24 protein-coding genes and 1 other RNA gene are annotated in these 23,087 nt (G+C 38.3%); 6 read left to right on the top strand and 19 right to left on the bottom strand.

Annotation, left to right across the window (positions count from 1 at the left end):
• A complete protein-coding gene (locus FV185_RS04165) occupies window positions 1–1,254 on the top strand; it encodes a peptidase U32 family protein (protein ID WP_067493824.1) in 1,254 nt (417 codons plus the stop codon).
• Between the two features lie 117 nt (window positions 1,255–1,371).
• Here FV185_RS04165 and FV185_RS04170 read toward each other — a convergent pair whose 3' ends face one another.
• The 7 genes from FV185_RS04170 to FV185_RS04200 are packed head-to-tail and all read right to left on the bottom strand — an operon-like array spanning window position 1,372 to window position 5,504.
• On the bottom strand, window positions 1,372–1,569 hold the full coding sequence (locus FV185_RS04170) for a YgaP family membrane protein (RefSeq protein WP_067493830.1): 198 nt from the start codon (window positions 1,567–1,569) through the stop codon (window positions 1,372–1,374).
• Window positions 1,570–1,588: 19 nt separating this feature from the next.
• The gene (cobA, locus tag FV185_RS04175) at window positions 1,589–2,353 is read right to left on the bottom strand and encodes a uroporphyrinogen-III C-methyltransferase (RefSeq protein ID WP_067493832.1); all 765 of its coding nucleotides are present in this window, start codon (window positions 2,351–2,353) and stop codon (window positions 1,589–1,591) included.
• Between the two features lie 6 nt (window positions 2,354–2,359).
• Entirely contained in the window at window positions 2,360–2,824 is a 465-nt protein-coding gene (gene dsrE2 / locus FV185_RS04180; RefSeq protein WP_067493836.1) for a sulfur carrier protein DsrE2, read from the bottom strand.
• An 11-nt stretch (window positions 2,825–2,835) separates the two neighbouring features.
• A complete protein-coding gene (locus tag FV185_RS04185) occupies window positions 2,836–3,063 on the bottom strand; it encodes a sulfurtransferase TusA family protein (protein WP_067493839.1) in 228 nt (75 codons plus the stop codon).
• Between the two features lie 4 nt (window positions 3,064–3,067).
• Complete coding sequence (locus tag FV185_RS04190) at window positions 3,068–4,042, bottom strand: quinone oxidoreductase family protein (protein ID WP_067493842.1); 975 nt, start codon at window positions 4,040–4,042, stop codon at window positions 3,068–3,070.
• A 48-nt stretch (window positions 4,043–4,090) separates the two neighbouring features.
• Entirely contained in the window at window positions 4,091–4,798 is a 708-nt protein-coding gene (sfsA, locus tag FV185_RS04195) for a DNA/RNA nuclease SfsA (protein WP_067493844.1), read from the bottom strand.
• Between the two features lies 1 nt (window position 4,799).
• Complete coding sequence (locus tag FV185_RS04200; RefSeq protein WP_067493847.1) at window positions 4,800–5,504, bottom strand: pirin family protein; 705 nt, start codon at window positions 5,502–5,504, stop codon at window positions 4,800–4,802.
• 128 nt (window positions 5,505–5,632) lie between these two features.
• Between FV185_RS04200 and gluQRS the strand changes: the two genes are divergently transcribed.
• Window positions 5,633–6,490: a tRNA glutamyl-Q(34) synthetase GluQRS gene (gene gluQRS / locus FV185_RS04205; RefSeq protein WP_067493850.1), complete on the top strand. Its 858-nt coding sequence runs from the start codon at window positions 5,633–5,635 to the stop codon at window positions 6,488–6,490.
• Window positions 6,477–7,367, top strand: a complete 891-nt coding sequence (locus tag FV185_RS04210; protein ID WP_067493854.1) for a DMT family transporter — start codon at window positions 6,477–6,479, stop codon at window positions 7,365–7,367. The genes gluQRS and FV185_RS04210 overlap by 14 nt, the downstream gene beginning before the upstream one ends.
• Here FV185_RS04210 and glcF read toward each other — a convergent pair.
• The 5 genes from glcF to FV185_RS04235 all read right to left on the bottom strand — a co-directional run bounded on the left by glcF (window position 7,344) and on the right by FV185_RS04235 (window position 12,831).
• The gene (gene glcF / locus FV185_RS04215) at window positions 7,344–8,570 is read right to left on the bottom strand and encodes a glycolate oxidase subunit GlcF (protein WP_067493861.1); all 1,227 of its coding nucleotides are present in this window, start codon (window positions 8,568–8,570) and stop codon (window positions 7,344–7,346) included. The two genes, FV185_RS04210 and glcF, sit on opposite strands and share 24 nt — an antisense overlap.
• A 1-nt stretch (window position 8,571) precedes the next feature.
• The gene (gene glcE / locus FV185_RS04220) at window positions 8,572–9,624 is read right to left on the bottom strand and encodes a glycolate oxidase subunit GlcE (protein WP_067493864.1); all 1,053 of its coding nucleotides are present in this window, start codon (window positions 9,622–9,624) and stop codon (window positions 8,572–8,574) included.
• Between the two features lie 4 nt (window positions 9,625–9,628).
• Window positions 9,629–11,083 carry an FAD-linked oxidase C-terminal domain-containing protein gene (locus FV185_RS04225; RefSeq protein WP_067493867.1) on the bottom strand — a complete coding sequence of 485 codons (1,455 nt, stop codon included), beginning with the start codon at window positions 11,081–11,083 and terminating at the stop codon, window positions 9,629–9,631.
• Between the two features lie 198 nt (window positions 11,084–11,281).
• Window positions 11,282–11,557: a DUF167 domain-containing protein gene (locus tag FV185_RS04230; protein ID WP_067493875.1), complete on the bottom strand. Its 276-nt coding sequence runs from the start codon at window positions 11,555–11,557 to the stop codon at window positions 11,282–11,284.
• A gap of 5 nt (window positions 11,558–11,562) precedes the next feature.
• Window positions 11,563–12,831 carry a DEAD/DEAH box helicase gene (locus tag FV185_RS04235; RefSeq protein WP_067493879.1) on the bottom strand — a complete coding sequence of 423 codons (1,269 nt, stop codon included), beginning with the start codon at window positions 12,829–12,831 and terminating at the stop codon, window positions 11,563–11,565.
• Window positions 12,832–12,896: 65 nt separating this feature from the next.
• On the opposite strand from FV185_RS04235, the gene ssrA reads away from it, so the two are divergent.
• Window positions 12,897–13,261, top strand: a transfer-messenger RNA (tmRNA) gene (gene ssrA, locus FV185_RS04240).
• Window positions 13,262–13,372: 111 nt separating this feature from the next.
• Here ssrA and FV185_RS04245 read toward each other — a convergent pair.
• The 3 genes from FV185_RS04245 to FV185_RS09665 form a co-directional block, all read right to left on the bottom strand.
• Entirely contained in the window at window positions 13,373–13,579 is a 207-nt protein-coding gene (locus FV185_RS04245) for a hypothetical protein (protein WP_067493882.1), read from the bottom strand.
• Window positions 13,580–13,877: 298 nt separating this feature from the next.
• Window positions 13,878–13,997: a transposase gene (locus tag FV185_RS09410; protein ID WP_082787020.1), complete on the bottom strand. Its 120-nt coding sequence runs from the start codon at window positions 13,995–13,997 to the stop codon at window positions 13,878–13,880.
• A gap of 218 nt (window positions 13,998–14,215) precedes the next feature.
• Window positions 14,216–14,386, bottom strand: coding sequence for a hypothetical protein (locus FV185_RS09665; protein WP_197457744.1), 171 nt, complete (start codon window positions 14,384–14,386; stop codon window positions 14,216–14,218).
• A gap of 319 nt (window positions 14,387–14,705) precedes the next feature.
• On the opposite strand from FV185_RS09665, the gene FV185_RS04255 reads away from it, so the two are divergent.
• Window positions 14,706–16,562 carry an ABC-F family ATP-binding cassette domain-containing protein gene (locus tag FV185_RS04255; RefSeq protein WP_067493887.1) on the top strand — a complete coding sequence of 619 codons (1,857 nt, stop codon included), beginning with the start codon at window positions 14,706–14,708 and terminating at the stop codon, window positions 16,560–16,562.
• On the opposite strand, the gene FV185_RS04260 is transcribed toward FV185_RS04255, so the two are convergent.
• Together FV185_RS04260 and FV185_RS04265 are read right to left on the bottom strand one after the other, a co-directional pair.
• The gene (locus tag FV185_RS04260; protein WP_067493890.1) at window positions 16,563–17,960 is read right to left on the bottom strand and encodes an MBL fold metallo-hydrolase RNA specificity domain-containing protein; all 1,398 of its coding nucleotides are present in this window, start codon (window positions 17,958–17,960) and stop codon (window positions 16,563–16,565) included.
• A 14-nt stretch (window positions 17,961–17,974) separates the two neighbouring features.
• On the bottom strand, window positions 17,975–20,359 hold the full coding sequence (locus FV185_RS04265) for a phosphoketolase family protein (RefSeq protein WP_067493893.1): 2,385 nt from the start codon (window positions 20,357–20,359) through the stop codon (window positions 17,975–17,977).
• A gap of 162 nt (window positions 20,360–20,521) precedes the next feature.
• On the opposite strand from FV185_RS04265, the gene FV185_RS04270 reads away from it, so the two are divergent.
• Window positions 20,522–21,769, top strand: coding sequence for a putative Na+/H+ antiporter (locus tag FV185_RS04270; protein ID WP_067493896.1), 1,248 nt, complete (start codon window positions 20,522–20,524; stop codon window positions 21,767–21,769).
• Here the strand turns inward: FV185_RS04270 and FV185_RS04275 are convergent.
• Together FV185_RS04275 and FV185_RS04280 are read right to left on the bottom strand one after the other, a co-directional pair.
• Window positions 21,766–22,536 (bottom strand): HAD family hydrolase, encoded by a 771-nt coding sequence (locus FV185_RS04275; RefSeq protein ID WP_067493900.1) that lies wholly within the window; start codon window positions 22,534–22,536, stop codon window positions 21,766–21,768. The two genes, FV185_RS04270 and FV185_RS04275, sit on opposite strands and share 4 nt — an antisense overlap.
• A gap of 102 nt (window positions 22,537–22,638) precedes the next feature.
• The gene (locus FV185_RS04280) at window positions 22,639–23,061 is read right to left on the bottom strand and encodes a DUF2147 domain-containing protein (RefSeq protein WP_067493902.1); all 423 of its coding nucleotides are present in this window, start codon (window positions 23,059–23,061) and stop codon (window positions 22,639–22,641) included.
• Window positions 23,062–23,087 lie beyond the last annotated feature (26 nt).

The following is a 23,087-nucleotide window of genomic DNA, read 5'->3' on the forward strand; positions in this document are numbered from 1 at the left end:
ATGAATAACACACCAGAATTATTAGCTCCCGTTGGCTCCATGGAAATGTTGGAAACAGCATTTCGTTTTGGAGCAGATGCCATTTACGCTGGACAACCACGTTATAGTTTAAGAGTTAGAAACAATAGTTTCGGAAAAATTGAAAATTTAGCTCGAGGTATAGAACGCGCTCATGAGCTTAATAAAAAATTCTATTTAGTTAGTAATATTTTGCCTCACAACGCCAAAATTAAAACATATCTTGAAGATATTGCACCGGTAATTGCATTAAAACCGGATGCCTTAATTATGGCAGACCCTGGCATGATTATGATGATCCGTGAAAACTGGCCCGATATGCCTATTCATTTGTCTGTTCAAGCCAATACACTTAATTATGCTGCAGTTAAATTCTGGCGAACCATGGGTATAAGTCGTATTATTCTTTCTAGAGAATTATCGATAGAAGAGATAGAAGAAATACGACAGGAATGTCCTGAAATGGAACTTGAAGTATTTATTCACGGCGCTCTCTGTATAGCCTACTCCGGACGTTGTTTACTGTCAGGATACTTCAACCATCGCGATCCTAATCAAGGAACTTGCACCAACTCATGCCGTTGGGATTACAAAGTTCATACTGCCGAAGAAAACCCTGCTGGTGATGTCTATCTTATTGAAGAAGCAAATCGACCTGGTCAACTAATGCCTGTAGAAGAAGATGAACACGGCACTTATATTCTCAATTCAAAAGATTTAAGAGCCATTGAGCACGTCGAACGTTTGGCTAAAATTGGTGTAAATTCATTAAAAATTGAAGGGAGAACTAAATCACCTTATTATGTTGCCAGAACATGTCAGGCCTATCGACAAGCAATAGATGACGCTGTAGCAGGAAAATCTCTTGACCCTAACTTGTTAAGCTCCCTTGAGGGATTAGCAAACCGTGGGTATACAAATGGTTTTTATGAACGACACCCTGATCAAGAAACGCAAAATTATTTACGAGGACACTCAGAATCAAATCGTAACTTGTACGTTGGCGATATTGTAGGTTATGACACAAACGGATGGGCAAAAATTGAAGTAAAAAATCGTTTTGTAGTGGGTGATAAAATTGAGGTTGTTGCGCCACATGGCAACCAAAGCTATATAATAAATGAAATGAAAAATAAAGACGGGCAACAAACAGATGCAGCACCTGGTAGTGGTCACACTGTATTTATACAACTTCCATCAAACTTAGAAAATTGTTTTGTGGCTCGTTTTGTTTAAATATATAAAATTATAACTACGTATACACATTAAAAAAATCAATTTGTGTTTAGATAGATGGTTTAATTAAATCAGAATTAAACCACCTTCTACATTAAGTTATAAAGGATCTAGTAATTATTCTTTGTTTAACGGGCAAGTTCTAATACCAATTAAACTATACAAACCACACCAGCCTAAAAGACCAGTTAGCATTACTGGTAATCCTAACCAACCCCAAATACCAATTTTCCCAGTAGCAGAGGCTGCTAATAGTACTGCTCCAATTATGACTCGAGCAACTCTATCTAAAGTACCTACGTTAGTTGAAAACATACTTTATCTCCATGACATATTAATTGGTTTTCAAAGAACTATTAAACCAACTTAATTTATTATGTAACTCTACTACAGAGCCAATGATTATTAAAGTAGGTGATTTTAGTTGATGGGTTATACTCATTTCATGTAATTGTGAAACCTGAGTAATAACCACTTGTTGTGTATCAAGCGTACCCTGCTCAATCAAAGCCGCAGGGATATGAGGTGCCATCCCTGCTTCAAGTAACTGCGATACCAATCGATCTAATCCATGTAGCCCCATATAAATAACAACGGTTTGTCTAGGCCTAATAATGGCGTGCCAATCTAAATCAAATGAGCCATCTTTTAAATGAGCGGTAACTAATAGACAAGATTGCGCATGCTCTCGGTGAGTAAGTGGTATTCCAGCGTAAGCTGCAACACCATTAGCAGCAGAAATACCTGGCACAACCTCAAAGGATATTCCATGATCAGTTAGCGTATCGATTTCTTCACCGCCACGACCAAAAATAAATGGATCACCACCTTTTAATCTTAATACCGTCTTTCCTTGAAGAGCTAAATCAACCAGACGTTGATTAATATGTAATTGAGGTACAGGATGGAAACTACGCTGTTTACCTACGTTTTCAAGGACCACATGTCGTGGAATTAAATCAAGTATGTCCTGCGATACCAATTGATCGTACAAAACAATATCGCAGGTTTGTAGTAATTTTAACGCACGGAGTGTTAACAAATCGACATTGCCGGGACCAGCGCCAACCAAATAGACCACTCCCGTTTTGTTACTCATAAATTACTAAATGAATAAACTAACGTTAGATTCACCAGCAAAGTCTAAGTAAGTTGCTGCACCGCCGAACTCAATCCCATCAATTAAGTCTTCTCGTTTAAAGTCAAACAAGTCCAATGTCATTTGACAGGCGATTAGCGTTACACCTGCTTCCAAGCACATATCCCGTAACTCTTCTAAACTTGCCACACCTTTTTTCTTGAGTTTATCTTTCATCATGACAGTAGCCATAGATTCCATTCCAGGCATAACCTGAACAAGACTTGGCATTGGAATAGGCATTGGCATTGCAGGATTACCCAAGGGACTAATCTTTACATCAGACAAATCTTTTTTTAACAGTTGCAAGCCATAAAAAGTAAAAAATACTTTCACATCAAAGCCAAGGGCTGCTGCAGTAGAAGCCAGAATAAAAGGCGGATAAGCCATATCTAGCGTGCCTTTACTGGCAATAATAGCCATTTTTTTCATAATTTTATCTCTTATTTTTTCTTAAACACAAACGTATATTCACCATTTGCTTCAGAATGATTAACCAATTCATGCCCTGTTTGATTAGCAAAAGCTTGCATATCTTTAGGAGCACCGCTATCAGTCGCAACAACTTTTAATAGTTGCCCTGACGTCATATCAGATAAAATTTTCTTTGTCCTTAAAATTGGTAATGGACAACTTAACCCACGTGCGTCTAATTCTTTATCAATATTCATTTTGTTATACCGTAAAAATTGTTGAACCAGTTGTTTTTCTCGCCTCTAAATCGCGATGAGCTTGTGCAGCATCTTGTAATGCGTAACGTTGGTTTACATTAATTTTAACAATACCTTTACTCACCACATCAAATAATTCATTAGCACCATTTACTAAATCCTCACGTTTAGCTGTATAGGTTGCTAGTGTTGGTCTTGTAATAAACAGTGAGCCTTTAACAGATAGTTGTCCTAAGTCAAAAGGAGGTACATTACCCGATGATTGGCCAAACAAAACAAGTAAACCTAATGGGGAAAGGCAATCAAGAGATTTTAAAAACGTATCTTTACCGACAGAATCATAAACAACAGGTACTTTCTTACCATTGGTGATTTCAAGTACTTTCTCCTGAAAATCCTCTTTTGTATAAATAATAGGATAATCACAACCAAACTGTTTGGCTAATTGGGCTTTCTCTTCGCTACCTACTGTACCAATTACTTTTACACCAAGATGTCTTGCCCATTGACATAAAATCAACCCTACCCCACCTGCAGCAGCGTGAACGAGAATGGTATCACCGGCTTTGACTGGATAAGTACGACGTAATAGATACTGGGCCGTTAAACCTTGTAACATCATAGCCGCACCTTGTTCATCTGAGATACTGGCAGGCAATTTTACTACTCGATCCGCAGCCATTGTTCTTTCTTGTGAGTAAGCACCTAACGGTCCAGAGGCGTAAGCAACTCGATCCCCAACTTTCAGATCGGTAACCCCATCACCAACCGCTTGGATCACACCAGCTGCCTCTAAACCTGGAATAGCGGGTAATGGCGCGGGGTAAAGTCCAGTTCTATGATAAACATCAATATAGTTAAGACCAACCGCGGTATGTTTTAAGAGAACTTCTCCTGCCTTAGGTTGAGCAACCTCAACTTCTTCCCACTTAAACACTTCCGGACCGCCAGGTTGATGGAAACGTATAGCATGTGGCATAACAACCCCTTTAGAAACGCATAATTAATTGTTAAATATTATACTATTTTAAGGACATCTTACAGGTAACTCTTTAGTGAGATAAACGCTATCATCATTTAAATCAGCAGCTAGCGCATATAGCTCAACACCCGCCTGTAATGCTTCACGTATGGCTTTACCATATTGCGGATCAATATGATCAGCCGGCTGTACAAACTCAACATCATCTCTTTGAACGCAAAAAATCATAGCTGCACGGTGACCCTCACCGACAATTCGGATTAACTCACGACAATGTTTGACTGCCCTATCACTAGGCGCATCAGGAAAAAATCCAACTCCAGAATCAACTGCTGCTGTGACATTTTTAACTTCTACAAAACAACGTTGATTCTCATCATTAGTTAAAAGCCAATCAATACGGCTATTTTCATGGCCATATTTTACTTCGGCTTGCATGCTGTTATAGCCTGTTAGTGAATTGATCAAACCCTTTTTTAAAGCTTCTCCAACTAAATGATTAGCAATATGTGTATTCACACCAACACGACCACTTGGTAAAATCACTTGCTCTAGAGTAAATCGATATTTTCTTTCCTCATTAAGTGAATCAGATAATCTAACAGGGAGCCCTGGATCAACACAGCCTAATAGGGAGCCAGTATTAGGCACATGTACGGTAAGACAACTGCCGTCTGTTAACGTAACATCCGCAAGAAATCGTTTGTAACGCTTAATTAACGTGGCAGAAATTAAGGTTTGTTGATAATTCATTTTAATTTGGTAAATCAAAAAAGATACATTCTGAGTCTGTATCCGCAATTAATTCTAATGAAGCTTCCTCAGATATTTTTAAGGCATCTCCTGTTGTCAAGGAAATAGTTTTGTTTACCTTAATTGCTCCATGAATAACATGTAAATACCCTTTTCTTGTAGAAGAAAGAGGTTTGATTAACTCTGTAGAAGCGCTTAATTTGGCTCGATAAAGACTTACATCTTGATGGATTAATACAGAACCATCACTACCTTGATGAGAGGCCAATAGAGCAAATTGATTGGTATAACTTTCCTCAGAAAAAGATTTTTGTTCATAACTGGGTTCCAATGAACGTTGTTCAGGAAGCAACCAAATTTGTAACAAATGAACAGGATCAGTGGAAGATGGATTAACTTCACTATGGGTGACGCCACGCCCGGCAGTCATTCTTTGTACATCTCCAGGTCGGATAATGGAGCCATTACCCATACTATCTTTATGTTGAAGCGCGCCAGAGAGAATAATAGTAATAATTTCCATATCACGATGTGGATGAGTGCCAAAACCGGTTCCCGCAGCCACTCTATCCTCATTAATAACTCTTAAAACACTAAAGCCCATGTGTTGTGGATCATAATATTCTGCAAAGGAAAAACTATGGAAAGTATCCAACCAACCATGATTAAAGTGCCCACGCTCACTACTTTTACGAATGTTATACATAACGGTATGATTCCTAAATAATTCTTATCATTTTAAACGAATAAATGATGGTTGATAAATAAGGTTACATAACAATAATCCTATTTGTATAAGTTATTCAATATACTCATTATTAAGGTTTTTTTAAAATGAAAAAAAACTCATTACGCTATCGAGGACGTTTTGCACCAAGTCCTACAGGAGAACTACATTTGGGTTCCCTGGTTTGTGCGCTAGCAAGCTACATAGAAGCAAAGCAAAATAAAGGGGTATGGTTAATTAGAATTGAAGATATTGATAAGGAACGATGCAGAGATCACTTCGCAACAACCATCATCAATAAATTATTAGAATATGGATTAGAAAGTGATGAACCAGTTGTTTATCAATCGAAAAGACTAAATATTTATTATGATGCTATTGAACAACTTAAAATAAAAAACTTACTTTATCCTTGCGTTTGTAATCGTGAAAATAGAAAAAAATATAGAAATATAGATTGTCCTTGTCTAGTAAACCCAATCAAGCATACCAATCAATGTGCTTGGCGTTTGCTAACCAATAATGAGGCCTGTAGCTTTAATGAGGTTAATCATCGTCACAGTAAAATACTTTCAAAAGAAGACCGAATCAACATAATAAGAAGAGACGGACTGATTAGTTATGATTTGGCGGTATGCGTTGATGACGCCACACAAAATATAACGCACATAGTTCGTGGTGAAGATTTATTTAACCACACCTTTGTACAACGTTTTATACAGGAGAGTTTAAGATATCATAAACCAATTTATCGCCACCTACCTTTAGTTTTAGATGATAATGGTGAGAAATTAAGCAAACAAAATTTAGCAAAACCCATAGATGTCAGTTTTGACTGTCTTACTCTAGCGTTAACACATTTAGGTATATACAAACCACAGATATATTACGGTTCAACAATACAAAGCAGTATACAAAATATTATAAAAAGTACATTAATTTACAAATTAAATGAATTCGACTAAACATACTCAATCAGCGATTGTTATTCCCTCTGTATTTGTTTTCCTCTGGGCCACAGGCTTTATCGGTGCCAGATATGGCTTACCTTATATGGAACCCATGACCTTTCTTGCAATTAGAATGGGATTTGCTTCAGTTATCCTACTAATCATGGCACTCATATCAAAAGCCAGTTGGCCACCTACTCCACTAGCAGCAATTCATGTCATTGTTGCGGGTTTATTAGTACATGGAGGCTACCTGGGTGGGGTATGGGCAGCGATTGCAATTGGTATGCCAGCGGGCATGGTATCTTTAATCGTTGGCATGCAACCCATTTTAACTTCAGTAGCCGCTTTTTTTATCTTAAATGAGCGTTTAACATTAAGGCAATGGGCAGGGCTACTGATTGGTCTAATAGGATTATTTTTAGTGTTGGGTCATCGTGTATCAGGTCATGATCTAACCCCTTTGTCTGGTTTATATGCTTGTATTGGATTAGTCAGTATTAGTGCAGGAACTGTATATCAAAAGAAATTTTTTGCGAGCGTTGATATAAGAACAGGAGGGGTGCTTCAGTATATTACCTCTGGTTTATTATTTTGGTTACTCGCCATTTGCTTTGAACATAGAACAGTTCATTGGAATACGTCACTCATTTTCGCCATGGCCTGGTCAGTATTGGCTTTATCGGTGGGCGCGGTAGCGTTACTTTATAAATTAATCCGTGATGGTGAAGCCTCTGAAGTGTCCAGTTTGTTGTATCTAGTACCCCCCGTCACTGCGTTGATCGCCTACATCTGCTTTAATGAACGCCTAACTACCATGGCCATGTTTGGCATGGCCTTGGTAGCACTGGGCGTGGCACTAGTTGTATTACGATTCCAAACGAGACGCTAACCATTCAATCCAATGAATTACTGGTACTGAACTCACTCCATGTAAGTGAGTTTGACAACCGATATTGGCGGTTAAAATTAAATCGGGTCGACCACTTTCTAATGCTTTAATTTTATTAGCCTGTAATTTCTTAGAAATCTCAGGTTGTAAAATCGAATAAGTTCCAGCAGAACCACAACATAAATGCGCATCAGGAACAGGGGTTAATTGTGCTCCCCATTGCTGCAATAACGACTCCACAAAACCTTTTAACTTCTGGCCATGTTGTAGAGAACATGGTGCATGAAACGCAATACGCTCATCAATTTTTTCACCACTTAACAGAGATTCAATAGGTAATTGTGCTATGACCTCAGATACATCCTTTGCTAAATGGGAAATTTGTTGTGCACGATCAGAATAAAGAGGGTCATGCTTTAAATAATAACCATATTGTTTAATTTCTGTCCCACAACCGCTAGCTGTGATAACAATCGCTTCCACCCCACCTTTTTCAATATGTGGCCACCAAGCGTCTATATTTTGTTTCATTGCTATTAATGCCGATTCTTCATCATTTAAATGATGAGTCAATGCACCGCAACAACCACTGCCGGTCACTCGTAGTAATGATATACCTAGTTTATCGAGAACCTTTGCTGCTGCAAGATTGGTTTCTGGTGTCAATTTAGGTTGTACGCAACCCTCTAAAACAATCATCTTTCTTACATGTTGATCAGTAGGCCATTGTCCTAACTGATTTAAGTCAGGTAACACTTTCGTCATTGAACGAGGTAATAAGGGTTTAAGTTTTTGCCCTACATCAACCAACGGATTAAATAGCTTGGGATTTGGCAGAACTGTTTTAAGTAGAGATCTTTTAACTCTTGAACCAATACTTCGTTTAACAGAATGTTCAACTATTTTTCTACCGATATCCACTAACTTACCATACTGAACCCCTGACGGACATGTGGTTTCACAGGCACGACAAGTCAAACAACGATCCAAGTGAAGTTGTGTATTTTCTGTAACAGGCTCACCTTCTAACAGATTTTTAATGAGATATATTCTGCCACGCGGACTATCCAATTCATTACCAAGCAATTGATACGTCGGACAGGTAGCTAAACAAAAGCCACAATGTACACAGGTTCTTAGAATTTTTTCAGCTTCTTCACCAAACTCTGCTTGTTTATATTCAGGTATTATATTTACATACATACTAAAAGTTTCCTGGTAATCCTGGATTAAAGATCCCTTTAGGGTCAAAGTTTTTCTTTAAACGCTGATGAATTGGAATCAATGAACTGGCAAGTGGTGATCCCAGTGGATGTGCTGGATTACCCTGTCTAAAAAGCTGCGCATGACCCAAGGCTTCTTGTGCGACTTTAAAGATTTGCGATGAAGTGTGCTCACTATTAATCCAACGTTGAGCTCCTCCCCACTCGATTAAGCTTTGACCTGATAATCCAAGTGGTTGAGCAGTACTTTTAACAGATAGTCGCCATAATGGTTTTGTTAAATCAAAACAAGGTGCAGTTTGATTTTGCAAGGATTGCCACCATTGCTCAGCATTCTCAATCGTATCTCCCCCTAATTCTTTACACGCTGCGCGAACAGCCACTTCAGCACCAGATAAACGAACTCTCAACTCTCCTTGATAAAAGCTTGTTGCTGATAAAGGGATGGGTTTACTAGCCGCTTGATTCATAAACTGAATCGCTTGCGTTTCATTCATTGACAGGCTTAAGGTTGTTTCATACTGAGGTTTAGGCATAACTTTGAGTGAGACCTCTGTAATAACCCCAAGAGTGCCAAGCGCACCAGCCATTAATCTTGATACGTCAAAACCTGCGACATTCTTAATGACTTTGCCACCGAAGTGGAGATCTTGACCTACGCCATCAATTAGCCGAATACCTAAAACATAATCTCTAACAGATCCAGCATAAGCTCGTCGTGGTCCAGATAAACCGGTTGCAACCATCCCCCCAATTGTCCCTCTATCTCCAAATGTAGGTGGTTCAAATGCTAAAACTTGTCCCTCTTTCTCAAGGATTCGGTTAACTTCAACCAACGATGTACCAGCTTTAACTGTCATGACTAATTCACTAGGTTCATAGTCAATCACACCCACATAGTCTTGCATTGTTAGTAGCTCATCAGCATGGCTATCTACCCAAAATGATTTAGAGCCTGTGCCGCTAATTTTAACTGTACGATTCTGTGAAGAGCATTTTTTTACAAAATCTGAAATTTGTTCAATTGAATTCATATGATTAGAAACGGGGTAAATGAGGATGTGGGAGTTGATTGTGGTGTACGTGCATTCTACCAAGCTCAGCGCAACGATGTAATGTTGGTATCAATTTACCTGGATTAAGTAAACCATCTTGATCAAAACAGGCTTTCACTCCATGGAAACAAGTTAAAGTTGGATCATCAAATTGACTACACATTTGATTTATTTTCTCCACACCAACCCCGTGCTCACCCGTGATTGTGCCCCCTACTTCTACGCATAATTCTAAAATTTTGCCTGCGTAAGCTTCCGTTCTTTCAAATTCACCTTCTTTCGCAGCATCAAATAAAATCAATGGATGAAGATTACCATCACCGGCATGAAACACATTGGCCACTTCAAGCCCATATTCCTGACCAAGCTCATAAATTCTTTTCAAGACATATCCCAATGTTTTTCGTGGGATTGTCCCATCAATACAATAATAATCAGGAGACAACCTTCCAACAGCCGGAAAAGCAGCCTTACGACCTGCCCAAAACTTTAATCGCTGAGCTTCGTCTTGTGAGTAACGTAATTCCAATGCGCCTGAAGACTCTAAGATGGCCTTCATGCGGTCCATTTCATCTGCTACCTCTTCTGGTGTACCGTCTGACTCACAAATCAGTACAGCTTGAGCATCCACAGGATAATTAGCATGAACAAATGCTTCAGCGGCACGAGTTGCGGGGCCATCCATCATTTCAAGACCAGCTGGAATAATGCCAGCAGCAATTATATTGGCCACTGCAGAACTCGCTTTTTCCACATCGTCAAAAGCAGCTAGAATAGCTTTAGCAAGTTGAGGTTTTGGTAATAACTTTACTGTTACTTCGGTTACCACACCTAATAAACCCTCACTACCTGTGACTAATGCCAATAAATCATATCCAGCAGCATCCAGGGATTCTCCCCCTATTTCTAAAATATCTCCTTCAATGCTCACCACTCTTACCTTAAGAAGATTGTGAACAGTTAACCCATATTTAAGGCAATGCACCCCTCCAGAATTCTCAGCAACGTTACCACCAATACTACAAGCAATTTGTGAGGAGGGATCAGGCGCGTAGTAAAGACCTAGTGGTGCTGCTGCTTCTGATACCGCTAGATTTCTAACGCCTGGCTGAACCACAGCGGTACGTGATAGAACATCAATGTTTTTAATTTTAGTGAACTTAGATAAAGATAGAAGTACACCTTGTTCATGAGGCAATGCCCCACCAGAGAGTCCTGTCCCTGAGCCACGTGCTACAACAGGAATTTTGTTTTGATGACACACTTTCATGATAGCTTGAACCTGACTTTCTTCAGTAGGTAATACCACTATCCAAGGTAACTGTTTATAGGCAGAAAGCCCATCGGTTTCAAAGGGCTTTACATCCTCAGATTCGGTCAAAATAGATTCTTGAGGGAGACACTGACGCAGTAGGTTAACCAGATGATTTCTATCCATAGGAGAAACTTATTAAAAGTTAAAGTTAATCTTATATTCTACTCAATTTAAAAGATCTTGCAGACTAATTACAGATTTTTTTATAAAAAAAAGCCCGGGGGAGCCGGGCATTCAACACATCAAGGGAGGTAACTATCAAATAATTGACAGTTAAACTCATTCTAAACGTGTAACAAACATTAGTACAATTGAATAAATTTATCTTGGCGATAACAAAAGTTGATGAATTTTAGGGGAACTTTTATAAAACTTAACTCTTTTGAGTCGACTTTGCATGCCAGACACAATTTCAATGTCTTTTTTTGGAAGATCTAAATGCTCAGCCAAAAAGTCAATTAACGCTTTATTGGCTTGCCCCTCAACGGCAGGTGCTTTGAGACGAATTTTAATGTTGCCATCAAATAAACCTGACAGCTCACTTTTTGATGCGCCAGGTTGAACGTATACCATTAAAAAAAGCGATTCATCCTTCATACCTGTTAATTATTTACAGGTTTTCTTAATAAAGCCGGAATTTCTTTTTCTTTTTTAGAATCAGAAATCAAATAAGAACTATGGCTTTTTGTATAAAACGAAGAAGTTTCGTTTGTGGATTTTTGGTGTTTATTTAATATGGATTCACCAGACCTTAATTCATAACGCGTATTAGTAACTTTTTCTATAGCAGCGAGTAATCGTCTATCACTTTCAGATACAAAAGAAATAGCTTGGCCGGGACTTCCCGCTCTCCCCGTCCTACCAATTCGATGAATGTAATCTTCAGCAACGCTCGGTAGATCAAAGTTGAATACTAAAGGTAATGAGTCAATATCAAGGCCTCTTGCTGCAACATCTGTTGCTATTAACAACTCAATTTCACCACTTTTAAATTTATCTAATATCTCAATTCGTTCGCGCTGACTTCTGTCGCCATGAAGGGCATCACATTTCAAACCTTCACGTAAAATGGCTTGTGATAATTTTGAAGCATCGAGTTTTGTGTTAGTGAATACAATAGCTTGACTTGATTTTGTACCTAGAAAAAGATCAACCAACAAATCTTTTTTCCTATGTTCAGAAATTCCGTAAAAAATTTCCACGATTGACGAAGCGGTGGTATTTCTCTGTGTTGCTTGGACTTGTACAGGTTGATTTAAAAACCCCTTAGCAAGCTTATTGATTTCATCAGAAAAAGTTGCTGAAAACATTAAATTTTGTCGCTGGGTTGGTAATAGTTGAATAATTTTTTTTATATCGGGAATAAAACCCATATCCAACATTCGATCTGCCTCATCTAAGACAAAAATACTTACTTGCGACAACTGTATTGTTTTTTGATTAACATGATCCATCAATCTACCAGGGGTCGCAATAACAACTTCAATACCACCTTGCAGTAACTTAATTTGATCCTGAATATTAACCCCGCCATAAATTGCGCATGAACGTAGAGTTAAATACTTACTATAGTTTTTAACGCTTTCTTCAACTTGAATTGCTAACTCTCTTGTTGGGGTAAGTATTAAAGCTCTAACAGGATGTTTAGCTGGGGACATACTAGAGCTTGCAAAACGGGAGAGATGTTGTAACAAAGGCAGCGTAAAACCAGCTGTTTTGCCTGTACCAGTTTGAGCCATAGCTTGAACGTCTTGCCCGGAAAGAATGGCTGGAATGGCTAGCGCTTGAATTGATGTAGGCTCAGAATATCCCATCTCATCCACCGCTTTGAGCAGAGGATCAATTAAATTTAGGTCTTGAAATGTAGTCATAACACCCTAATATAGCATTAAACAGTGACAATTACCTTATAACAGAGGATAATTAATTGAAATTGGGGGGCGACCTGGCTTCGACGGGGGTTGCAAAACAGTTCAGTGCATATCGAGGACCAGTTGACCTCGTAAATCCATCTGGAAAACTTATAGTTGCCAACGACGACAACTACGCCCTAGCCGCTTAAGGCTAGGCTCCACACCAATTGTTCTCTGGGTTGGAGCTTGGGAAACCAAGCAGTGGAGTCATATACAGAGAATCGTTCTATGAGGGGTCACCTCTTACAGAATTAAACTTATGGTGAATCGTTTCTGATGCGTTTGTCCATTGACGTAATTAGAAATTAAATTCAACAATGTGACTAAATATGTAGAACTGACTGCAGAGGACTTTCGGACGCGGGTTCGATTCCCGCCGCCTCCACCAATATTCAAACCTCAACCGCTCTCGGTTGCGGTTTTTTCTTATGTGCTCCTGCGCCAGCCCCCTCGAACTCGCGCGGACCGCTGAGTAAGCCTGCGGACTCCGCCAGCCTGGTTAGCTACGCATCTGTGGCCACATTGCACTCTCTCCTGGCCAATTCTCTCCCTTTTCTTCTTGGCGCAAAACCACCAGAAGTCCGCAGGTATTACGAGTTGATTGATCAAGCGGTTGTTTTTTGGCATTGGTAAGCAATCGATGATTGCGTCCTTGGCTGGTACGTTCGCGCGCTCTTTTATAATTTGCTGTTTGGGCTTCCCTCAATATTACTGACACCCCTATAAGCTCAAATAGCGTTTTTCAAACTCTACTTGGCTAATACCACCTAATGTTGAATAACGTCTTTTTAAATTATAAAACTGATCAATATATTAAAAAATGAAGGCATACTTCACAGCGGGTCTTTCGCGAAGTAGCTGAGCGCCTTTTTTATAATGTCTCGCTCCATTCGTAAATTGTCATTTTCTCGTCGAAGTTTAACGATCTCTTTCGTCAAAACAGACTCAGGCATATGAGGCTTTGAACTTAACTTATCCCCTTCAGACTCTTTGACCCATCGCCTTTATAAACTATCGTGAATTCCTAAGTCTTGAGCAACGGTAATAATCGCTTTACCTGATTGTTGTACCAACTTCACCGACTCAACTTTGAACTCTGAACTGTATTTCTTGCGTGAAACCATTCTTCTCTAAATCACAAACTCCTTTCATGTTTATACTCTTAATGAAATTATCCGTTTTATTGAGGGAAGCCCATACGACATCCGCGAGTTGGTGCCGGACCTGTTGCGCGATGGCAATCCCATTCCGGCGTCAGCAAGCCAGGAGAAAAAGATCACCAGTGTGGAATTCCCGGGGTTTAGTGAACACTTTTTTTGGTAGTTTTAAACGCTTTTTCAAATTATTCCGGACTTACCCCAGATAGAAATGAATGCCTATTAGTTTCATTGTAAAAGCTATCGATATAGTCGGCAATATCGTCTCTAGCTAATAATCTTTTTCTAAAAATATGTTTTTTAATTCTTTCTTTACTGAGAAATCCTGTAGCAGAGCGCCTATCTGCATCATTCATCAACACAATGAGCAACATGAAACACCACAATGTGGAGAGTTTGCTAACTAGAAGAACACCGTTGGCGTCTGTGACTTATATCCACGACCTGAACGGCGGGGGTTTTATGGCGCAACGGATAAATTCGTGATTACACTCTTTTAAGTTATGATTTCAATTATAATTGATAAACATATTTCTCTAAGCATCAAATCAATAAAAATTACTCAAGAAATCATTAAGTCAAATAACACAAATTTAGGTGTTTAGTGAGTTTTTGATATGAACTATTGGTAAGCTCTGTGGAAGATTACATTACATACTTTAATAGTTTAAACAAATGATTACACTTAACCAAGTTACTTTGCATCGCGGTACGAAAACCATTCTCGATCAAGCGAATATTACAATTAATCCAGGTGAACATGTTGGCGTCGTGGGACGTAATGGTACTGGTAAATCTACCCTGTTTGCATTACTAGATAAAAGATTGCATGAGGATGAAGGGATATGCCAGATTCCCTCTCATTGGCGCCTGTCACAAGTGGCTCAAGAAATGCCAGAAACCACAATGAGCGCAACTAACTTTGTTATTGAAGGTGATCTTACTCTCATGAAAGCACGTAGTGAGGTCACCAACGCAGTAGACAGTGGTGATGGAGAGCGTATGGGGGTAGCTTATGCTGCATTATATGATGCAGGTGAAGCAGATGCTGAAGCTCGAGCGCAAACACTCATACTAGGATTAGGCTTCCAAAATAGCGAATTAACCAAACCTGTAAACAGCTTTTCTGGTGGCTGGCGTATGCGGCTTCAACTTGCACGAGCCTTAATTTGTCCATCTGATTTACTGTTACTAGATGAACCCACCAATCACTTAGATTTAGATGCCTTAGTGTGGCTTGAATCGTGGTTATCAAAATACACAGGAACTATGCTAGTAATTAGTCATGACAGAGACTTTTTAGAGGCAGTAACGCAGGTAACTGTCCACTTAGAGCGTGGGAAGTTAACAAGATACGGCGGAAGTTATGGTTTTTTTGAGAAACAACGTGCAGAAAAATTATCACTAGAACAAAATGCCTATCAAAAACAACAGGAAAAAATCGCTCATCTACAAAAATTTATTGCCCGATTCAAAGCCAAAGCAAGTAAAGCCAAGCAAGCACAAAGTCGAGTTAAAGCATTAGGTAGAATGGAAATGTTAGCGCCTTTGTTAGTTGATGCCGAGTTCACCTTTAAGTTTGACGAACCCAAACATCTACCTAATCCTATGCTAACTCTCCATAACGGTACTCTGGGTTATTCTGAAAGCTCTCCCATACTAAATAATGTTGAGTTTTCAGTACTAGCTGGTCAAAGAATCGGTATATTGGGCGCAAATGGCCAAGGTAAATCGACGTTAGTAAAAACCATTGCAAAATCTATTGCTCCACTCTCGGGCGAATTGACTGAAGGTCGTGGTTTACGTATAGGCTATTTTGCTCAGCAAGAAATGGATCTTTTAGATGCCAACGCCAATCCTTTAGAACACTTTATACGCATGGTTAAAGATGTTGTTTCTCGAGGCGCTCTATCTGGTCAAAGTACCAGAGAACAGGATATTAAAAATTATCTTGGCCAGTTTCAATTTGGTGGGGATAAATTAACCCAACAAGTTGGGACAATGAGTGGTGGTGAAAAGGCACGTTTAGTACTTAGTATGATTGTCTGGCAACAACCAAATTTACTACTGCTCGATGAGCCTACTAACCATTTGGATTTAGTTACCCGCGAAGCATTATCAATAGCATTAAACGAATTTGAAGGAACAGTTTTATTGGTCAGTCATGATCGTGCCTTATTAAGAGAAGTGTGTGATGAGTTTTGGTTGGTGCATAATGCTCGTGTCGCTCCATTTGATGGAGATTTAGAAGATTACCAACGCCATTTGATTGATATTGCAAAACGTATCAAGGCTCCCTCTGAAACGCTAACAAACTCAAAATCAAAGTCACGTAAAGAAAACAAACCAACCCAATCTATTGAGAAATTGAATCAACGTATTTCAATACTTGAACAAGAACGTAAAGAAATACAAGTATCAATAGAAAGTAACACAGATTATGAAAAATTAGCTGCATATAACGATCAATTAATCGAAATCGAAAAAAAACTGAGTCAGCTTGAAGATGAGTGGTTATCATTAAGCTCTTAACTACAAATTAAAAATTTGATTTTTTTCTGGGACGTCAACTTTACCTGCTATTAGTTGTTTAAAAGTTTGCATCACCTTGAAATCTCCATGAACGAGAAAGGTACCTTTAATATTTTTTATTTTTTTATGCCAATTAACCAACTCAGCCTGATCTGCGTGCGCAGAAAATCCGTTGATTGTGTAAATATTTGCTCTTACAGGAAGTTCTTCATTAAAGATTCTTACCGTTTTAGCTCCATCAATAATTCTTCTCGCCAGAGTACCTTGAGAGGCATATCCAACAAAAACTACAGCGCATTCAGAGCGGGATAACCCATGTTGCAAATGGTGACGTACTCGTCCTCCAGTACACATTCCAGAGCCTGCCATAATGACTGCACCAGACTGTATACGATTAATGGCTATGGAATCAGCAGTTTCTCTACTAAAATGTAAGCCTGGTAACTGAAAAGGATCTTTTTTTGAATCAAAAAGTTGTTTAATGGATTCTCTAAATAATGCTGGATGACGTTCAAATATTTGAGTAGCAGAAATTGCCATGGGTGAGTCTAAAAAAACCTGCGTCGAAGAAGAAAGTTGTTGTTGCTCGATTCCTCTATTTAGAAAATAAAGTATCTCTTGTGTTCTCTCAAGAGCAAAAGTGGGGATTATGACGTTTCCACCATGGTTTATGGTGTGTTCAATTGCGTGATAAAGCTCATTCACAGAATCAGAAAAAGAGCGATGTAATCTATCACCATAAGTTGTTTCCATCACCACATAATCTACCTCTGCAGGTGTTTCTGGATCATTTAATAATGGTCGTCCACTGTTTCCAATATCTCCAGAAAACAATATTGTTTTTTTTATGTTATCTTCAACTGCAGAAATGTAAATGCTGGCAGAGCCTAGTATATGCCCTGCATCATAAAAGGTGACTGATATAGTCTCTGTTAACTGAAATGGTTGGTGATAATGTACTGTACGTCCAAAAAAATCCATCGTTCTAAATGCGTCTACTAGTACATATAATGGAGAGATTTCTGTGCTCTTATTATGGTGATTATGATTACTTTTTGGATGTCGAGAACGATGTAACGCTTCCTCTTCCTGTAGGTGAGCTGCATCCACCATTACTAATCGTGCTAACTCTCTAGTTGCTGAGGTAGTAATAATTTCACCTTTAAAACCTCTTTTAACCAGTAGTGGTAAACGACCGCAATGATCAAGATGGGCGTGCGTTAGTAAGACAAAATCAATTTCTTCAGGCTCAAAACCAAAGGGCTCTGCATTTTCCTCTTCAAGTTCACGACCACCCTGAAACATACCGCAATCTATAAGAATTTTGGTTCCATTACATTCTAATAAATGGCAAGATCCTGTAACATCTTGATTCGCTCCATGAAATGAAATTTTCATGATTTCTCCTTAATCTAACTAAGATCCCAGCTCCACTCTCTAATTTCCGGTAAATCTTCACCATGTAAATTAATATATTGCCGGTGTTCGATTAATTTTTCTTCTATTAACTGTTTCAAATAAATTACTTTTTCATTAACAACCTGAAGTCGATCAAGCACATCAAGTATTAGATGATATCGACTGATATCATTAAGAACAGTCATATCAAATGGAGTGGTTATGGTCCCCTCCTCTTTATATCCTCTCACATGGATTCGATGTTGATTATTGCGTCGATAAGTAAGTCTATGTATAAGCCAAGGGTATCCATGATAAGCAAAAACGACGGGTACATGAATGGGAAATATATCTTCAAAGTCATGATTTGTTAGTCCATGCGGATGTTCTTCAGCAGGCAATAAACGCATTAAATCAACTACATTTACAACTCTAATACGAATATCAGGCAAATAGTTACGAAGCAGAGACACTGCCGCTAATGTTTCCAGTGTAGGAACATCGCCACAACATGCCATAACCATATCAGGAAAGTTAAGCTGATCATTACTTGCCCACTGCCAAACCCCAATTCCTTGTAAACAATGCTTAATCGCCTCATCACATGTTAACCACTGAGGTGATGGATGTTTCCCTGCAATAACGACGTTAATTAAATGTTCAGTACGTAAGCAATGATCCATAACAGCCAGCAAACAATTAGCATCAGGTGGAAAATAGGCACGCACAATTGTAGGTTTTTTATTCACTAGTAAGTCAATAAAGCCTGGATCCTGATGAGTAAAGCCGTTATGATCTTGGCGCCATACATGAGAACTTAGTAGATAATTTAGAGAAGCAATTTTTTTTCGCCAAGGTAGTTTGGCAGAAACTGTTAACCATTTTGCATGCTGATTCAACATGGAATCAATAATATGTACAAAGGCTTCGTAGCAATTAAATAGCCCATGCCTTCCAGTTAATAGATATCCTTCTAGAAAACCTTGGCACTGATGTTCACTAAGAACCTCTATGACACGCCCATCGGTAGATAAATATTGATCTGTTGATAAACGCTCTCCCATCCATTGACGCGAAGTCACTTCAAATACCGCTTCCAAACCATTTGAGATGGTCTCATCGGGTCCAAATAGACGAAAGTTTCGTGTCTTTTCATTACATAAAACAACTTCTTTTAACCAACGCGCTAATACCCGGGTGTCCCCTGGTCCCATCTGTCCTCGTTGTTGAATAATCTCTGCACTTAAGGATAGATCTGGTAACACCAAGGGTTTTAATAAAAGTCCTCCATTAGCATGTAAATTTGCGCCCATCCGCCTTAAACCTTTGGGTACCAAGGCCCGTAGATAGTCACAAAGTTGACCTTGCTCATTAAATAAATCTTGCGGTTGATAACTGCGTAACCATTCTTCTAATAATGATAAATGAAGAGGATTGCGTTTAGGATGTTGAATCGGAACTTGATGCGAATGAAACGTATCTTCTATAGCAATACCATCAACCATTTTAGGACCGGTCCATCCTTTAGGACTTTTTAAAACAATCATTGGCCATAATGGTCTCTCCATATGCCCATCTATTCTTGCTCTTTGTTGTATATTTTTTAGCTCACCATGTATCTGATTAAGTACTTCAACCATTTTGTAATGCATTGAAATCGGATCACTCCCTTCAACCCATAGTGGTTTCCATCCATAACCAATCATTAATGCATTTAATTGCTCTTGACCAATACGAGCAAGGAGTGAGGGATTGGCGATTTTATAACCATTTAAATGTAAGATAGGTATTACCACACCATCTGTGACTGGATTTAAAAATTTATTTAAATGCCAAGCGGTAGCTAGGGGTCCTGTTTCAGCTTCTCCGTCTCCTACAACACATGCAACAATTAAATCAGGATTATCTAAAACAGCACCAAAAGCATGACTCAGAGAATAACCAAGTTCCCCACCCTCGTGGATAGAACCGGGACATTCTGGAGAAACGTGGCTTGGCACCCCACCGGGAAAGGAAAACTGGAAAAATAATTTTTTTAAACCGTTTTCATCTTGACTAATATGTGGATAAATCTCGCTATATGTGCCTTCTAGATAGGTGTTCGCAATTAATGCGGGACCTCCGTGACCAGGGCCAGAAATATAAATCATATTCAAATCATAAGCAGTAATAAATCGATTTAAATGAGCGTAGATGAAGTTTTGACCAGGTGTAGTACCCCAATGACCCAATAACATATTTTTTATATCATTTGAGTGCAATGGTCGCTTTAATAAAGGATTATCTTGCAAATAAATTTGTCCAACCGATAAATAATTAGCTGCCCGCCAATAAGCATCAATGGCTAAGATCTCATTTTCGCTATAGATAATTTGATGAGGAGATAACTGTTTTGTCATTTTTGAATGACCATATTGAATAATTTAAAATAGCCGTTAATTATAAAAATTAATAGCGTTAATTTATCTTATACCTAAATGACTCAATAGACATCTATTTTTTGTAGATAAAAAGCATATTTCAATGATACAGTTTTAGTCACTTGATCAATATTTTGTATAATGAAACTTACTACATCTTTATATTTAGCGGTCTTTGTTTTAGCGCTAATACATACATTTCTTGCATCTTATATTAAGACATTAGACAGTCGTTTCCCTAACTATAAACGATTCATTCATCTTATTACTGAAATCGAATTAATTTTCCCCTTATGGTCGTTAGTACTGTGTTTATTGATGTTGTTATTTGAAGGACAAAATAAATTAATACATTATTTACATAGCCTTGATTTCACAGAGCCATTATTTGTTATTGCCATTATGACAATAGCTGGTACCAAGCCAATTTTAACTTTTGTAGAAAACATCATTATTTTTTTTGTACAAAAGCATATAGTTAAACCTGCTATTAGTATTTACTTCTTAACCCTGACTCTACTCCCTCTTCTTGGCTCATTCATCACTGAACCTGCAGCAATGACTATTAGCGCCATCATATTAAAAGAAACCCTGTTCCCTAGAATTCAGTCAGAAAAGTTAAGGTATATGATGCTCTCTATTCTCTTTGTAAATGTTTCAATCGGAGGTGCATTAACTCCTTTTGCAGCCCCACCTATTTTAATGGTAGCCAATACCTGGCATTGGGATATGAGTTTTATGTTATCCACATTTGCCATTAAAATTCTTACGATTGTGGTAATGAACACACTACTAGGATTTTTATTATTTAAAAAAGAGTTCTATACAATGGACAATACACTTACTCTTTCATATAAAAAAGTAAGTTTAGGCGTTGTCGTTACTCACGTTATTTTCATGATACTGGTTATTCTAACAAGCCATGATCTCACTCTTTTTGTAGGGATACTCATTGTCTTTATTGTTTTCACGCATATTTACGCTATTCATCAAGAGCGTTTAATGCTTCGCGAAGCGTCATTTGTTGGCTTGTTTTTAACAGGACTAATTCTTATTGGTAGTCAACAAACGTGGTGGTTAAGTACTGCTTTAACATCTCTTACTACCATACAAGTCTATCTGGGTGCCACGCTTCTGACTGCAATAACAGATAATGCTGCACTAACTTATTTGGGTTCTTTGTTAGCTAATCCAAGCGATGAGTTTAAATTGTCTTTGGTAAAAGGAGCTATCGCTGGTGGGGGGCTTACACTAATCGCGAATGCCCCGAATCCGATTGGAGCCACAATACTCAAAAGATTCTTTAATCAAGAAAAAATCAAACCATTTTTATTATTAAAATATGCCTTGTTACCTACTATCATTACCTTACTTGGTTTAGTCATTTAGATACATTTCTCTTTTTTTAGCTGTTGTAAAAAAGAAATATCAATCGTCCCAATAGGGTTCCACTCTCCATTTTCATATTGATAACTTGGATTAGTCTTTTCACCAAGATGAGAGACAACGAGTAATGCCTCATTAAAATCCTGATGCTGAGTATAATCATTGACAGTGATCAGCGTCGGAATACCTGCTTGTGTTGCAGCTCTTAGGCCATTTTCAGAATCTTCTAATGCTAAACATTCATTAGGCTTTAATGCCATTTGATTTAAGACCCATTGATATATATCAGGAGCAGGTTTTTTAGCTTTAACCACATCGCCCGCAGCAATGACTTCAAACCACTCTACAGAATGCTTACCCAAGCTATTTTCAAGCAACGCAATGACATTATCAGGTGTTGTGGTAGTGGCAATTGCTAAACGTAAACCTTCATTTCTGGCTTCCTCTAGCAACCGTTTCACACCTGGACGAAGAGGTACTAACCCTTCATTTAATAAAGAAACATAATAATCAGTCTTGGTTTTATGAATTTGTTTAATTAAATCGTTCCAATTCTCTTGATTGGGATCTATATCGGTGAATTCATGTATGTAATGATGCATTCGTTCTTTACCACCAGTTACATTTAATAACTTTCCATAGAGCATTTCATCCCAATACCAGTCTAGATTATGTTCTTTGAAAGCTTGATTAAAAGCCACGCGGTGAGCATCACGCTCAGTTTCTGCTAGCGTACCATCCACATCAAATAGAAATGCTCGCCAAACCATTTCTCCTCCCAATAAAATAATAATAATTATTGTTGTCTATGATTATTACTTCTATCATAGATAAATATACTTAGCTGAATATAAGTTTTATCTATTGTAGTATCAGCGAATACGAGACCAAATTACACTTCTTCCGAATAAAGGCATACCGATATAACCACGTACTAACAATTGATTGTGTTGAAGCGTTAATGTTGCATGATAGACATTACCTGTTTCAGGGTCGAGAATATATCCCTCTTGGCCGTTATGAAGACTAAATCCCCATAAAATAGTCATACCCAGTACTGGTCTATTATGGTTTATACCCTTACATTTATCGCAAACTGGATTACTATCATGCTCTTGTTCGGGATAAATTAAGATTACTTTTCCAACTAACTGTCCTTGTTGCTCGGTAATTTCAACAAGTGAATTAGGTTGGTGTTGTTCGTTAAAGGTCTGCCATACACCAGTTAAATTAGAGCCAGCATAGGCCAAGTTAACTACACTTATTAATACAATAAGGCTGAGTTTTCGGAGCATATTAATTAACTCCCCCCATCCCTTGG

Source organism: Ferrovum sp. PN-J185 (assembly GCF_001581925.1).
Taxonomy (GTDB): domain Bacteria; phylum Pseudomonadota; class Gammaproteobacteria; order Burkholderiales; family Ferrovaceae; genus PN-J185.